14 protein-coding genes are annotated in these 14,816 nt (G+C 64.0%); 8 read left to right on the forward strand and 6 right to left on the reverse strand.

Going from position 1 to position 14,816, the window contains the following annotated elements; genetic code table 11:
* Window positions 1-39: 39 nt before the first annotated feature.
* Entirely contained in the window at window positions 40-396 is a 357-nt protein-coding gene (locus AC1DR6_RS12030) for a hypothetical protein (protein WP_476829468.1), read from the forward strand.
* A 62-nt stretch (window positions 397-458) separates the two neighbouring features.
* Here the strand turns inward: AC1DR6_RS12030 and AC1DR6_RS12035 are convergent, their stop codons facing one another.
* From AC1DR6_RS12035 to AC1DR6_RS12045, 3 genes are all read right to left on the reverse strand, one after another.
* Entirely contained in the window at window positions 459-758 is a 300-nt protein-coding gene (locus AC1DR6_RS12035; protein ID WP_476829696.1) for a mannitol dehydrogenase family protein, read from the reverse strand.
* Window positions 749-880, reverse strand: coding sequence for a LysR family transcriptional regulator (locus AC1DR6_RS12040; protein WP_476829469.1), 132 nt, complete (start codon window positions 878-880; stop codon window positions 749-751). The genes AC1DR6_RS12035 and AC1DR6_RS12040 overlap by 10 nt, the downstream gene beginning before the upstream one ends.
* 273 nt (window positions 881-1,153) lie before the next feature.
* A complete protein-coding gene (locus AC1DR6_RS12045; RefSeq protein WP_476829470.1) occupies window positions 1,154-2,854 on the reverse strand; it encodes an FAD-dependent oxidoreductase in 1,701 nt (566 codons plus the stop codon).
* 425 nt (window positions 2,855-3,279) lie between these two features.
* Here AC1DR6_RS12045 and AC1DR6_RS12050 point away from each other — a divergent pair, with 425 nt between their 5' ends.
* The 7 genes from AC1DR6_RS12050 (at window position 3,280) to AC1DR6_RS12080 (ending at window position 11,890) form a co-directional block, all read left to right on the forward strand.
* Window positions 3,280-5,418 carry a TonB-dependent receptor gene (locus tag AC1DR6_RS12050; RefSeq protein ID WP_476829471.1) on the forward strand — a complete coding sequence of 713 codons (2,139 nt, stop codon included), beginning with the start codon at window positions 3,280-3,282 and terminating at the stop codon, window positions 5,416-5,418.
* Window positions 5,415-6,581, forward strand: a complete 1,167-nt coding sequence (locus AC1DR6_RS12055; RefSeq protein WP_476829472.1) for an ABC transporter substrate-binding protein — start codon at window positions 5,415-5,417, stop codon at window positions 6,579-6,581. The genes AC1DR6_RS12050 and AC1DR6_RS12055 overlap by 4 nt, the downstream gene beginning before the upstream one ends.
* Before the next feature lie 177 nt (window positions 6,582-6,758).
* A complete protein-coding gene (locus AC1DR6_RS12060; RefSeq protein WP_476829473.1) occupies window positions 6,759-7,907 on the forward strand; it encodes an ABC transporter ATP-binding protein in 1,149 nt (382 codons plus the stop codon).
* 68 nt (window positions 7,908-7,975) lie between these two features.
* A complete protein-coding gene (locus AC1DR6_RS12065; protein ID WP_476829697.1) occupies window positions 7,976-8,830 on the forward strand; it encodes a carbohydrate ABC transporter permease in 855 nt (284 codons plus the stop codon).
* Complete coding sequence (locus AC1DR6_RS12070) at window positions 8,830-9,666, forward strand: carbohydrate ABC transporter permease (RefSeq protein ID WP_476829474.1); 837 nt, start codon at window positions 8,830-8,832, stop codon at window positions 9,664-9,666. The genes AC1DR6_RS12065 and AC1DR6_RS12070 overlap by 1 nt, the downstream gene beginning before the upstream one ends.
* 48 nt (window positions 9,667-9,714) lie before the next feature.
* Complete coding sequence (locus AC1DR6_RS12075) at window positions 9,715-11,001, forward strand: ABC transporter substrate-binding protein (RefSeq protein WP_476829475.1); 1,287 nt, start codon at window positions 9,715-9,717, stop codon at window positions 10,999-11,001.
* A gap of 88 nt (window positions 11,002-11,089) precedes the next feature.
* Complete coding sequence (locus AC1DR6_RS12080) at window positions 11,090-11,890, forward strand: phosphodiesterase (protein WP_476829476.1); 801 nt, start codon at window positions 11,090-11,092, stop codon at window positions 11,888-11,890.
* Between the two features lie 95 nt (window positions 11,891-11,985).
* Here the strand turns inward: AC1DR6_RS12080 and AC1DR6_RS12085 are convergent, their stop codons facing one another.
* Genes AC1DR6_RS12085 through AC1DR6_RS12095 form a run of 3 tightly spaced genes read right to left on the reverse strand, consistent with a single transcriptional unit; the run spans window position 11,986 to window position 14,802 of the window.
* Window positions 11,986-13,242 (reverse strand): FAD-dependent oxidoreductase, encoded by a 1,257-nt coding sequence (locus AC1DR6_RS12085; RefSeq protein ID WP_476829477.1) that lies wholly within the window; start codon window positions 13,240-13,242, stop codon window positions 11,986-11,988.
* Window positions 13,243-13,244: 2 nt separating this feature from the next.
* Window positions 13,245-14,042 carry an ABC transporter permease gene (locus tag AC1DR6_RS12090; protein ID WP_476829478.1) on the reverse strand — a complete coding sequence of 266 codons (798 nt, stop codon included), beginning with the start codon at window positions 14,040-14,042 and terminating at the stop codon, window positions 13,245-13,247.
* Window positions 14,032-14,802, reverse strand: coding sequence for an ABC transporter ATP-binding protein (locus tag AC1DR6_RS12095; protein WP_476829479.1), 771 nt, complete (start codon window positions 14,800-14,802; stop codon window positions 14,032-14,034). Before AC1DR6_RS12095 ends, AC1DR6_RS12090 begins: the two co-directional genes overlap by 11 nt.
* Window positions 14,803-14,816: the final 14 nt, after the last annotated feature.

Here is a 14,816-nt window from a genome sequence, read left to right on the forward strand (position 1 = left end):
GTTCGAGATCCGCCGCGCTTAAATGGAGGAACAAGAAAAATGGCCAATAACCTAGAACAATTTGCTCGCAATTCGATTCATTTCAAGCCCTCGGATGTCAGGCTTGTATTTGAACGACTGCATTCGCACATCGTTAAACCCCGCATGTCGGCCGACGAATTGCGCGAAGTCATTACTGGGCTAGGATTTGCAAGCGTCGAAGCCTTTGGAGATCATATCGGGCTGGAGCGCCGGACGTCCGAGAGTTGGGCTCGGTATGGGCTTTCTCGTGATGCGGCGCAGCTATTGCTCGCGCTGCTCAACTATCGTTCGCGGTTGGTCGAGGCGATGGACGATTTCGAGAAAACAACACAAATCCCATTAGATGGATTTTTCGAGACCCAGCAACTTCCCTGATTTTTCGGCTCGCCCATTTTTGCCGTAGATGAATCATTCGGCCAAAGACGGAAGACGGTTGCTCACCGAAAACATCGTTCGGCATCATCGAGCGTTGCTTCGATCCCGCTTCGGTAGAGGCTGGCCAGCCAGTATTCGACCGGCTGCACGAGACGCGGATCGTCGCGAAGCTCGCCAAACAACAAACCAATAGACAGAAGCGGTCGCGGATCAGCGCCTCCTTGGATCGCTTTCTCCCTCAAAAGATTTGCAAGAGGATGCGTCACCAGAAGCGGGGCACCCTTTTCGTCCGTGCCACGGACACGGCGCAGCCACGCCGCGAGAGCAAGCGCCAGGAAGGTGACATCGCCGTCTAGAGGGATCTTTCGAGCTCGGCGATAAGGCGACTGACGCCAGGCTGGGTTACCCCGAGAATTTCAGCGGCGCGCGAAACCGTGCCCGCCTTCATGACGGCCGCGAAAACCTCGATTTGACGGTTGTTCACCTTCGGTCCAATCGCCCCGTAATACCGAATGGATGCTATCGCATTTTTCGCTCGAAAGAACGTCCTACTCGGGTACCTTCAGCGAAGGTCCTGTCGCAGGAGCGGGCGGATCGCGCCATCAGCGATCGCCGGGACATTGCCGAAAACCGGACCTCCCTCGTTGGCGCTGAATGGCCTCCGTTTCATCTCATCTATTTCACCTCCAGGGCCGGAAACCCGACTTGCTATTTTAGGGCTCTCCAGGATGGCATTGAAATCCTGAAGGTAGGGCGACTAAACCAAAGGCTGTCGCTGGGCTTGTCGCATGGACACGGAACTGCTCAGGTAACCGTGAATCTGAGAAACAACAGCTGCCCCTTCTCCGACGCCGGCGGCCACGCGTTTGGTCGAACCCGATCTGACGTCGCCTATAGCAAAGACGCTGGGCTGGTCGGTCTCGAGCGTACGGGGCACGTCTTCTGTTGCGGCTGTCTCCTTCAGAAGGCTCGTTCCGGTTTTCACGAAGCCGGCATGGTCGACAGCCACGCAGCCTGCCAGCCAATCGGTGTTCGGTTCGGCACCGATGAACAGGAACAAGTGCCGCATAGCGCGAGAGTACATGGCTCCTTTTGCACGGTTGCCGAGAGTGGCGCCCGTGAGCCCCAGGGTTCTGTCTCCCTCCAGAGACAGTACTTCCGTCTCCGCGTGGATCTCGACATTCGGCAGCGCTGCGATGCGGTCGATCAGATAACGCGACATCGTCGCTTCGAGACTGCTCCGGCGTATGATCAGATGCAGCCGCTTCACCTTTGGGGCCAGGAACACCACGGCCTGCCCAGCGGAGTTTCCTCCGCCGACCAACGCGACCTCCTCACCTTCACAAAGGCGGGCTTCGACAGGCGAGGCCCAGTAGGAGATGCCGTTTCCCTCGAAGGCGTCGAGGTTTGCGATGTCCGGTCGGCGGTAGCGCGCACCAGCAGCGATCACCACTGTTCTCGCCTGGACGATGACGCCATTCGAGAGAGATAGGCGCTTGATTTCGCTATCGCGGCAGTCAAGCTCGGTCGCAGCCAGGGGAATGGCGATCTCAGCTCCGAACTTCTGCGCCTGATTATAGGCACGTCCAGCCAATGCTTGCCCGGAGATGCCGGTGGGAAAGCCCAGATAATTCTCAATCCGCGCCGAGGCTCCTGCCTGGCCGCCGAAGGCGCGCTGGTCGAGCACCAGAACACTCAACCCTTCCGAAGCCGCATAAACAGCCGCAGCCATACCTGCCGGACCGCAGCCCACGATGGCGGTGTCGTAGATTTTGCTCGGATCGAGATCTGGCGTCATCCCCAGGCAGACGCCGACATCCGCATTGCTTGGACGCTTCAAAACCGTGCCGATCGGGCATATCATCAGCGGCAGATCGTCTGCCTGCAACCCGAGCCGATCGACGATGGCGCGCCCCTCCTCGTCCCCCACGGCATCGATCGTCGTATGAGGATAGCCGTTGCGGGACAGGAAGCCCTGCAGACGCACGAGTTCGCTTTCGCCGCTTCGGCCGATCAGCACGGACCCGGCCGCACCGCCTTCGATCAGGCCAACGCGGCGCAGGATCAAAGCGCGCATGACGATTTCGCCGAGGTCGGCCGAGCCGATGATCAGCGCCCGCAGATGCGCCGCATCCAGCGGCACCGCCAGACAACCCTCCGCCCCTGCCTTGCCCGCCGCCAGAGAACCGCGCCCTGCAAGCTGGCTGACCTCGCCGGTGAACTGCCCGCTGCCGTGAACCGTGATGGGCTTCTCATGGCCGAGGCCATCACGGCGGACGACTTCGATCGTGCCCTCCAAGATCAGCCATACCGGCGCATGATGGTCGCCGACGTCGAACATCAATTCGTTGGGTCGAAACCGGCGCTCGGGCCCACTGGCAAAGCGTTTGAACGTCGCGATTTGCTCGGCAACGAGCACCGGGAACATCTGGTGGCCGCGTGACTCGATCAAACTCACTTCGACTCTCCTGTCGATCATTCTGGGGCTTGGCGCCTATCGTCACCCCGGCCGATCTGTATCCGCCGCCATTCGTCAGCAATCAGCCACACTCGGCGATGTTTCGCCAGATCAAGGACTGGTTCGCCACCGCAGGGCTTGAACCGACGCGGCTCGACCTGTGCAGCTGGTGCGGGACCGGTCGCCCAAGGTTCGCGAGATGCATCCGGGCGGCTTTCAGGTAAGTCGCTCAATTAATCCAGATAACCACAGGGTCTGTAATCAGATTTTAAATCCTCCAATGTAAAATTCTTACTCAATTTAAAACTATTATACTCAAATTAAAATACTATCGTCGTTGACATAAACCAAATTCAGACGTTATCGCCCGTCGTGGACATCAACTGAGCTAGCCGATACTTCCGGTTGGGCTAAAGGACCACGTCATGACGAACCCTCGATCAATGTCGACCGCGGTGATGCTCGTGTTCGGCATTTCCGGAGCCGCTGCGCAGGGGGCATCGCGGACTGTCGAGCTGAGCGAGATCGTGGTCGAGGGGCAGCGCTCGCCTTCAGAGGTTCCGCCTGCCTTCACGGGGGGCCAAGTGGCGACTGGAGCCCGGCTCGGCCTTCTCGGCAACACCGAAGCGAAAAAATCGCCCTTTAGCGCAAGCAGCTACACCGAGCAGTTTATCCGCGACCGCCAGGCGCGCACCGCCTCCGAGGCACTGGCGCTCGACCCCTCCGTGCGCGCGACTCAAGGGACGAATGCGCCGTTCGACTCCTTCTACATCCGCGGATTCCCGATCAACGAAGGGACGAGCGGCGAGATCGCCTTCGACGGCGTCTATGGCGTTGCACCGAGTCTGCGTGTCTTCTCCGACTACGCCGAGCGCGTCGAAGCCCTGAAAGGTCCCTCGGCGGCGCTGATGGGCGTTTCTCCAAACGGGGGCGTCGGCGGCGTCATCAACATCGTGCCCAAGCGTGCCCAAGAGGACCTGACCCGGGTCACCCTCGATTACGGCTCGACCGCGCGCCTCGGTGCCCAGCTCGATCTCGCCCGTCGCTTCGGCGCTAACCGGGAATGGGGCGTGCGCGTCGTCACCAGCCTTCACAACGGAGACACTCCGGTCGACCGGCAGTCCGAGCGGGCGGCCGTCGGCTCGCTCGCCCTCGACTATCAGGGCGACCGGTTCCGCGCCTGGCTGTATGTGCTGGCGCAGAACGACCGGTTTCACGCGCCGCTGCGGCCATTCTTCCTCAGGGCCGGATCGTCTGTGCCCTCGGCGCCCAGCGGACGCCGCAACCTGACCCAGCCCTGGGAATACTCCGATGTCGATGACCGCGGCGGGTTGTTGCGGATGGAATACGACGTCACCGACAAGGTGACGCTGTTCGGCAGCATCGGTCGGTCTCAGACCGATGTGGAGCGTTACTTTGCTTCGGCGCCTACGATCCTGAATGGGCTCGGCGATACGAGCACCGTACCGCAGTTTTACGATCTCGGGGTCGACCGCCAGACCTACGAAGGCGGCTTGCGCGCCAAGTTCGACACAGGCTTCATCCGCCACCAACTCACGCTACAGGCCTCGCTCTACGACGAGGATACTTCGCGCTATCTGTCGCCGGCGGCCGGCACCTATCTTTCGAACATCTACAATCCGGTCAGCGCATCCTACATCAAGCCAAGCATCCTCGGCTCGCGCGCGCGTCTCTCCGACAGCACGCTCACCGGCCTCTCGGCCGCCGACACGCTGTCGGTGCTGGACGAGCGCGTGCTGCTCACGCTCGGTCTGCGCCGGCAGAGCATCGAGGCGCACAATTATGTCTCCAATGTCGGCTCTCTGGCATCGACCTACGACAAGAGCGCGACGACTCCGTTCGCGGGTCTCGTCGTCCGGCCCTGGGAAAGCGTCTCCTTCTACGGCAACTACATCGAGGGCCTCAGCCGCGGCGATGCCGCACCGGCCACCGCGACCAATTCGGGCGAAATCCTCGCGCCTTATGTCGCAAAGCAGGTCGAGGCCGGCGTTAAGCTCAATTTCGGCCAGATCGGCGGCTCGCTCAGCGCATTCCAGATCACGCGACCGACCGGCGAACTCAGCCCCTCGTTGCGCTTCGCCCAGACCGGAGAACAGCGTGTCAGGGGCTTGGAGCTCAGCGCCTATGGCAAGCTCACGCCCGACATCAAGCTTCTAGGCGGCGTCACGCTGCTCGATGGCGAACTGACCAAGACCGCGACGGTCGCCAATCTTGGCAACACCCCGATCGGCGTACCGCGCATCCAACTCAATCTCGGCGCAGAATGGGACGTGCCTTGGGTGGCTGGCCTCAGTGTCAACGGCGCGCTGGTGCATACGGGTCGGCAATATGTCGACACTGCCAATACCCAGGCATTGTCGGATTGGACGCGTCTCGATCTCGGACTGCGCTATGCAACGGAGGTCATCGGCAAGAAGACCGTGTTCCGCGCCAATGTGACTAACGTCACCGATACCAAATACTGGGCCGGCGTCGCTTCCTTCGGCACCTTCACGCAAGGGGCGCCCCGCACCTATCTCCTGTCGATGTCGGTCGATCTGTGAGCGCTGACGCCCTCACACCATCGCGTCGCGCCGTCCTCGCGGGGCTCGCCACCGGCTTGCCGCTGATCGGAGCGTGCCCGGCCAGATCCGAAACGCTGACGGTCACGGACATCGCCGGCCGCGCCGTCGATGTCCCTTCCCCCGTGCGGCGGATCGTGCTGGGCGAGGGACGGCAGCTCTATCTTTTGGCCGCCCTCGAACGCGAGGCGCCGATTGGGCGCGTCGTGGGCTGGCGCGATGATCTGATCAAGAGCGACCCAGACACCTACCGCGCCTATTTGCAGAGTGATCCTGGATTCGCCCGTCTCCCGATCGTCGGCAGCGGCGCAGCCGAAGGATCGGGACTGGCCGACGAGGCGCTCGTCGCCCTGAAGCCTGACGTCGTGATCCTCAATCGCGAGGAGGACGGCGCCGTCAGGGAAACCGGGTTGATCCAGAAGCTTGCTGCGATCGGCACTGCGACTGTCTTTATCGACTTCCGGAACAGGCCGTTCGAGAACACCGAGCCCTCCATCCGCCTCCTCGGGCGCATTCTCGGCAAGACCGAGATCGCCGAGCGCCTCGTCGCCTGGCGAGCGGCCGAGATCGCACGCGTGACCCGGCGCGTCGCGACGCTCGCCGAGCGCGACCGTCCGCTGGTGATGATCGACAGGATCGCGGGCTATTCCGACGATTGCTGCCTGACCTTCGGCGCGGAGAATTTCGGCCGTATGGTCGAGATGGCGGGCGGGCGCAATCTTGGCAGCCAGTTGCTCCCCGGGACCTTCGGAACCCTCAATCCCGAAGCCGTCACCGCGCACGATCCAGATGTCGTCATCGTCACAGGAGGCAATTGGGGCGCGCTCGCGCCCGGCGGCGCCTGGGTCGGCTTGGGGCCTGGAGCCGATCAGGCCGAAGCCCGGCGCCGCTTGCAGGCCCTGTCGCAGCGGCCGGCCTTCGCGCATTCGAAAGCGGTCAGGGACAGCCGATTCTTCGGCATCTGGCACCAGTTCTACAACAGCCCCTACCAATTCGTCGCGATCCAGCGGATCGCGAAATGGCTGCATCCCTCGCTTTTCGCCGAAATCGATCCAGACGAAACGTTCCGTCGATTCCACGAAGCCTTCCTGCCGGTCGCCTATCAGCCCGGATACTGGGTCGAGATGTCCGGTAGCGCGCGCTAGGGCCAGCGAAACAGCATCGACACTTGATCGAACCGAAGGATTTGAAACCACCGATCGCTACCCACAAAGCGACGGGGTTGTCCCGCTTCGTCATTGAGCGGCGATATCGTTCGGTGATGCCATCGTCATCGGGCTGTCATCTCGACAGTTGAAGTCGGCCGCGTTGAAGGACGCGGCATGCTACCAAAGTCGATAGAGATCTCGGGCATCATCAAGGGTTTCGGCGCCGATCCGGTGCTGAAGGGCATCGACCTGTCGATCCGCCCAGGCGAATTCTTGTCGCTTGTCGGCATGTCGGGCTGCGGAAAATCGACGCTTCTGCGCATTATCGCCGGGCTGGAAACGCCCGATGCCGGTTCGATCGCGATTGGCGGCAGCGACGTGACCGGCATCGATCCAAGCGAGCGCAACCTCGCCATGGTCTTCCAGTCCTACGCGCTCTATCCGCATATGACGGTCCGGCAGAACATCGCCACGCCGCTCAGGATGCGTCGGCTTTCTCTGGCCCAGCGCCTGCCGCTTGTCGGCGCGCTCTCGCCCGGTCGTAGCCCTGTCCTGAGCGCGATCAATGCCGCCGTCGAGCGGGCCGCCGAGCTGTTGCAGATCGCGCCGCTGCTCAACCGCAGACCTTCGCAGCTCTCCGGCGGCCAGCGGCAGCGGGTGGCGCTCGCCCGTGCGCTGGTGCGCGAGCCCGCCGCCTTCCTGATGGACGAGCCCCTGTCGAATCTCGACGCCAAGCTGCGCGCTCATATGCGCGACGAACTGGCCGGGCTGCATCGCCGGCTCGGCGCGACCTTCGTCTACGTTACGCACGACCAGATCGAGGCGATGACGATGTCGGACCGCATCGCCCTGCTCGATGCCGGCCGCATCCTGCAGCTCGGCGCGCCCTCCGAGCTTTACGAGAAACCGTCCTGCCTGACGGTCGCGCGCTTCATCGGCTCGCCCTCGATCAACCTCCTCCCCGTCGAAATCGAGAAGCAGGGACGCCTCACCTTCGCCGGCCGGCCCTTGCCGCTGGCGGCGCAGGGCGAGACGGGCCCTGCGACGCTCGGCCTGCGGGCGGAAGATCTGATGCTCGTCAACGGCGACGGCCTGCCGGCTCGGATCGAGCGGATCGAGCATCAGGGCGCGGATCGCTATCTGCATCTGACTCTAACTGATGCGCCGGAGACCCGTGTGGTCCTGCGCCAGAACGGGGCGGAAAGCGCCGCGATCGCAGTCGGCGCCGAAGTCTCCCTCGCCTTCACGCCCACTCGCGCCCACCTCTTCGGCCGTGACGGGCAGCGGCGCGTGCTGTCGCTGGTCGAGCGGGTGGCCGCGTGAGCGCGATCGGTCTCGAGGCCGCCGTCACCTTCGCCCCGCAGCGCCCGCGCGATCAGGCCGCGGCGCGGATGCGGGTGCGAGGGCTTGCCTTCGTGGCGCCCGCCGCGCTGCTGCTGCTCGCGATCTACATCCTGCCGATGGTTGCACTCGCGGGCTTCAGCCTGACCGACTACAAGCTCGGCGCGATCTCGACCCGCTTCCTGGGCCTCGGCAATTTCGCTCGCGCCTTCAGCGACCCGGTGTTTCTCCGCTCGCTCGCCAACACCGTGCTCTATGCGGTGATCGTCATTCCCTTCGGCGTGTTCCTGGGCCTCGGCGTCGCACTGCTCGCCCATGCCCGCAAGCGTTCGCGCTGGTTCTGGGAGACGGCCTATTTCCTGCCGGTCACCGCAACGCTGGTGGCCATGGCGACGGTCTGGCAGTTCCTGCTGCACCCCTCGCTTGGGCCCGTCAACGCAGCGATCCGCGCGCTTGGCTACGACCCGGTCTCGTTCCTCGCCACGCCCTCGCTGCTGATCCCGACGCTGGCCGTGATCGGCATCTGGCAGGTGCTGGGTTTCAACATGGTGCTGTTCCTGGCCGGCCTTTCCGGCGTGCCGAAGGACCTTTACGAGGCTGCACGCCTCGACGGCGCAAAGCATCCGATCGACCGCTTCCTGACCGTGACCTGGCCGATGCTGGGGCCGACGACGTTGTTCGTCGTCGTCACCACCTCGATCTCCGCGTTCAAGGTCTTCGAGACCGTCGCCGTCCTGACCAAGGGGCGCACCGGATCCGAGACGCTGCTCTACGCGCTCTATCTCGAAGGTTTCGAATACGGCGAGACCGGATACGCCGCGGCGCTGACGCTGCTGTTTCTGGCGATCATCCTGATCCTCTCGATCGGCCAGACCCTGCATCTCGACAGGAAGGCGCATTACTGATGCGCGGCACGCTGTTTCGTTTTTCTGCCCGCCTTCTGCCGATCACGGTGCTCGCGTTGGGCGCAGCGGTGATGTTGCTGCCGTTCTACTGGATGGTGCTGACCTCGATCCGCTCGTCCTCCGAGATCTTCGACGTCTCGCTCTGGCCGATCCCGCGCGATTTCAGTGCCGTGCAGAACTATCTGCGCGCCGCGACGCAGGCGCCGATGGGCCGCTTCATGCTGAACGGCGTCATCGTCTGCGGCGGCATCCTGATCGTGCAGGTGCTGGTGGCGGTGCCGGCAGCCTACGCGCTGGCGAAACTGCGCTTTCCCGGCCGCCGGCTGTTCTTCACCCTCGTCATCGCCGCGCTGTCGGTCCCGATGCAGGCCCTGGCGCTGCCGCTCTTCGTCGGGCTCGCCTGGGCGAACCTGCTCAACAGCTATTTCGCGCTGATGGCGCCGTTCTTCCTCTCGGTCTTCGCCATCTTCCTCTTCCGCCAGTCCTTCCGCAGCTATCCCGACAAGATCATCGACGCGGCGCGGATGGACGGCTTTTCCGAGATGGAGATCTGCTGGGGGCTGGTGATGCGCGGCTCGCTGCCTTCGCTGGCGGCCTTCGCGGTGTTCTCGGTCGTCGCCCATTGGAACGACCTGTACTGGCCGCTCATCGTCGTCTCCGACACCGCGCTCGCGCCGCCGCCGCTCGGGATGCTGTTCTTTTCCGACGTCGAATCCGGCGCGAACTACGGCGCGCTGATGGCCGGCGCGACCATCATCACAGCGCCGATGGTGCTCTGCTTCCTGCTCGCGCGTCGCCACTTCATCGCCGGCGTCACCATGACCGGGGTCAAGTGACCGGCTTCGCCCCCTCGCTGTCCTCATCCACCACGATCGGAGTTCTTGATGTCTTTCCGCAACCGCCTCGCCGCCGGGGCCATGGCCCTCGGGCTGGCGCTGGCACCGGGCCTGGCCTGCGCACAGCAGGTCACGCTCAACGTGCTCTACAACCTGCCGGGCTTCACGAAATTCCATCAGCCACTGGCTGATGAGTTCATGAAGCGCAATCCGGATATCAAGATCAGCTTCCTGGCGCCGGCTGTCGCCTATAATGAAGGCCATCAGCAGGTGCTGCGCTCGGCCGTGACCGGCAACACGCCGGACGTGTTCTTCTCCGGCTATCATCTGCTGCACGAGCTGGTGACGACGCTGAAGGCGCGTAACCAGATCACTGATCTCGGCCCGATGATCGAGGCGGATGGCGGCCAGGCCTTCCTCGACAAGAACTACACCCCGCAGATGGCCTCGCTCGGCGTCGTCGACGGCAAGACATACGGCCTGCCGGTCAACGCCTCCTCGCCGATCCTCTACATCAACGCCGATCTGGTGAAGAAGGCCGGTGGCGACCCCGACAAGATGCCAACGACCTTCCCGGAGCTGATCGCGCTCGCCAAGAAAATCCATGAGAACGACCCGAAGGTCGCCGGCATGGCCTACGACATCGGCGGCTGGCCGGACGACTGGCTGTGGCAGGCGCTGATCTACGAACAGGGCGGCACGTTGACCGACCCGAAGACCGGCAAGGTCGCCTTCGACAACGAGATTGGCCTCAATGCGATGAAGCTGGTGCGGCGCTTCGTTACCGAGGCCGGCCAGCCGGTGCTCGACTGGGACCAGTCGCGCCAGCAGTTCGGCGCCGGCCTCACCGGGTTCATCGTCTCGACGCCGGCGCATGTGCAGACGATAGAGGGCCTCGTCGGTGAGCGCTTCAAGCTCACCACCGCGACCTTCCCGCTCGACAACAAGGAGAAGGGCGGCGTGCCGACGGGCGGTAATGCCGCCGTCATCCTGACGCAGGACAAGACCAAGCAGGCGGCCGCCTGGAAATACCTGAAATGGGTCACCGGCCCCGAGGCGCAGAACATCATCGTGCGCATCACCGGCTACCTGCCGACCAACAAGCTCGCCACCGGCCCGGACTTCCTGGCGCCCTATTACGCCGAGCATCCCAACGTGAAGACCGCCTCGCTCCAGGCCGACAAGTCGCAGCCCTGGGCCGGTTATCCGGGCGGCGATTCCGTCCGCATCTGGCGCACCCAGCGCGACATCATCGCCTCGGTGATGCGCGGCGAGGTGACGCCCGAGCAAGGCCTGAAGCAGATCGTCGAGCAGACCAACGCCCTGATCAAGTAAGCGGGCCCGGCTGAGCAGCCGGACTGCGGAACCAACGGACGGCGGCGATCGCGCTGCCGTCCTTTTTGCTTCGGATGGACCACGACCGATGAAGATCATCCAGATCACCGACACCCATCTCGTGCCGCCCGGCGGCATCGTGCATGGGTTGGACCCAGCCGAACAGTTGCGTGCCGCGCTGGCCGATGTTGCGGAGCGCCATGCCGATGCCGACCTGCTCGCGATCACCGGCGATCTCTGCAATGATGGAGAGCCGGCAGCCTATGCGCTGCTAAAAGAGCTGCTGGCGCCGATGCCGATGCCGGTGAAGCTGATGCTCGGCAACCATGACGGACGCCCGGCCTTCCGCGAAGCCTTTCCGGACCATCCATGCGACGAGGCCGGTTTCATCCAGTCCTGGCAGGACACGCCGTTCGGCCGGCTGCTGTTCCTCGACAGCCATGAAGCCGGCGTGATCGGCGGCATCTATTGCGAGACGCGGCTCAAGTGGCTGGATGCGGCACTGGAAGATTCGGGTAAGCAGCCCGTCACGGTCTTTATCCATCACCCGCCGGTGCCGGACGGGCTGGCGCATTTCAAGAACATTGGACTGCATGACGATGGCGCGGTCATCGCCCGCCTCGCTCGCCATCCCGGCGGCGTGCGCCATATCGTCTTCGGCCATCTGCATGTCCAGCTGACCGGTGTCAGCCGCGAGGGTATCGCCTTCAGCTCCGGCCAGTCCTGCACGCACCGCTTCATTACGGAACCCGAGGCGACGCGACCCTGGTGGACCGGCGGCCCGCCCTGCTATCGCATCCTGATGCTCGATGAGGACGGCTTCCGCGCTTACGCGGCCGATGTCGGGCAGGTTCCGGTGTCCCAGCCGCTCGAATGCGCCGGGCCCTAAGCCCAGGAGCCGTCGATCAAGCCAGAAGATGGCGGCTGCGGCATGGGACGAATGGCGGGCTGGTCGGTTGCAGCGCTTCTATCATCCCGCTCCGGTCAAAGGAACGTTCCCTGCCGCAACAATTCTGACCGAACGGCGCCCACATCGTCGCCTTGGCGCGCGGCCGCGACGCCTGCTGCGTGCCCCGTCGCAAAGGCCGTTCCCATGACGCGGGCCGACGCATATGCGGCGGGGTCGGCTCCAATCGTACGGCCGGCGAACCAGAGATTGGCGAAATCGCTCGACTGGAGCGCACCGAGACCGATGTCGTAGACGCCATCGGCTCCGATCGGGCGGTATTCGGTGCGACCGGGGCCATGATGGATCTCCATCGGCCAGCCTGCCATCGCAATGCCGTCGGTCCGCCTGAGGCCCGCGATGACGTCAGCCTCTCGCAATGGCGCGACGGTCGCTGCATGGCGCGTTTCACGGATGCCGATGTTCGGACCTGTGCCCGAAACGTTGGCCCGTTCAAAACCGGGAACACAATTGCGAAGCGCCTCGACACCGCGCCAGACAAGGGCGCGTCCGTCACGTTCGGCCTCGCCGAGATCGACGCCGTCGAGACCGTTGGTTTCCACCTCGACCGCAAGCCACCAGACATCGTCGGTTCCTGGCATGTCGGTCATGATGCCGCCATCGGCGCGCAGTTCTGCTCGACCGAGGCGGCGGTCGATCGTCGCCATCGCTGCGGCCCGTGCGGCTTTGTGCAGGATCTGCCGCGGCGCGATGCCGGTGATCCGGACCGGATAGGAGGCCGGCTGGCGACTATGGCCGGGAGGGTGCAGCGAGCAGGGTGCCGCACCGGCCAGGAACGCCAGATCGGCTTCGCCCGAGGCATCGACAAAGGCGGTCGAGCTAATCACGCGCGGGCCGCGATGATCACTGAGAAGAAGCGACTCGATGCGGCCTCGGCCGGCTGTTGCGCCGGTAACCGCCGTATGCAGCGCAAGTTCGACCCCGGCGCGATGGACAGTGCGATCGAGAGCAATCTTGGTCGCCTCCGGATTGAGGCGGATATTCCAGTTTCCCGTCGGCGAGTAATAGGGATCGACGTTTATTCCGAGCGCAGCAAGCTGGTCGAGAACCTGCGTCGCGACGCCTCCGACAAGACGGTCCGGGCGTGGACCCGGCCGCTGGCGATAGAAGCCGCACCAGGCGAGCACGATGGAATGGGTCGCCGCTCCGCCGAGGAAGCCATAGGTCTCCGCCAGCAGCGTGCGCGCTCCCGTCTGCGCGGCGCCTGCCGCGGCGGCCACGCCGGCGCTGCCACCCCCGACCACGACGACGTCGTAATGTTCGGTTTTGCTCATGTTCAACGCCAGTGCAAAAGGTGGCGCTCGGCGAGGCCGATCAATTGCGCCACGGAAAGGCCGAAGGCAGAAAGGATGAGGACGCCGGCGACAAGCCGGTCTGTTTGCATCAGGTTGCCTGCCGAAAGGACCATCGCCCCGATGCCGTATTGAGCGCCGATCATCTCGGCCGCTGTCAGCAGGATGATGCCGATCGAGGCGGATATGCGGATGCCCGAGAGCAGAGCCGGCATGGCACCGGGGAGCACAATCTTGCGGATGATGTCGCGCGTCGGCATGCCGAAACTCTGGGCCATCCGGATCAGTGTCCGATCGACGCCATCAACGCCACCGAACGCCGCGATCGCCACGGGCGAGAACACGCCGAAAGCAATGGTGGCGTATTTCGAGGCCTCGCCGATGCCGAGCCAGATGATGAACAGCGGCAGCAGGGCGATCTTTGGAATCGGGAACAGTGCCGAAATCAGTGGCAGCGCGGTGGACCGCGCCAAGGTCGACAGACCGATCGCGAAGCCGACCACCACGCCGCAACTCGCACCCAGCACCCAGCCCAGGAGCAGCCGCTGGATCGAAGCGCCGAGATGCAGCCAGAGTTCTCCGCTGCGCACCATGTCGACGAGTGAGATTGCGACCTCGTCCGGGCGCGGCAGGGCCAGTGGGCTGACCCAACCGTAGCGCGTGGCCATCCACCACAGCACGAGCAGAGTCAGGAACGTTGCCGGGGCGGCATAGCGCAGCTTGCCGGGGGCAAACCCACCGCCCCGAAACGGGACAGGACGGAGGACAGTGTCAGCGGACATCGAGCAATTCCCGGTCTGCGGTAGCGGCTTCGTCGCGGATGAGCGACCAGATCCGTGCGCTGGCCTCGACCAGCTTGGGATGGCCATCGGTACGCTCCGCCAACGGAACGTCGATGGGCACGATCTCACGAACACGTCCCGGACGCCGCGAGAGCACGACGACGCGGTGACCGAGCCGAATGGCCTCCGTCAGGTTGTGCGTCACATAGACGGCTGTGAACTGCGTCTCGGTCCAAAGGCGCATCAGGTCGGCCATCAATAATTCACGCGTCTGCGCGTCAAGTGCCGAGAGCGGCTCGTCCATCAGCAGCACGGCGGGATTGACCGCCAGCGCCCGGGCGATGCTGGCCCGCTGGCGCATGCCGCCCGAGAGCTGCTTGGGATAGGCGTCCGCGAATTCCGCCAGGTTCACCCGCCTGAGGGCGTCCAGAACGCGATGACCGCGCTCGGCTTCGCTGATCGGATGGTGCTCCAGCGGCATCCCGACATTGGCGGCGACCGTCCGCCAAGGCACCAATGCGAAATCCTGGAAGACATAGGTCAACGGGTTGAGCGAATCGGCCGGCGCCTCGCCGGCCATCAGGACCTGTCCGGAAGTCGGTCTCTCCAGGCCCCCCAGCATCCTCAGCAGGGTCGATTTCCCGCAGCCCGAAGGACCGAGGATCGCGACGATTTCTCCGCTGGAAACGGTCAGGCTGATATCGTCCAGGACTTGAAGACCGGCATAGCGATGACTGAGACTGTCAACGACCAGATTCATGACCTATGCCCCCT

This window comes from Allobosea sp. P5_A5, assembly GCF_056400625.1.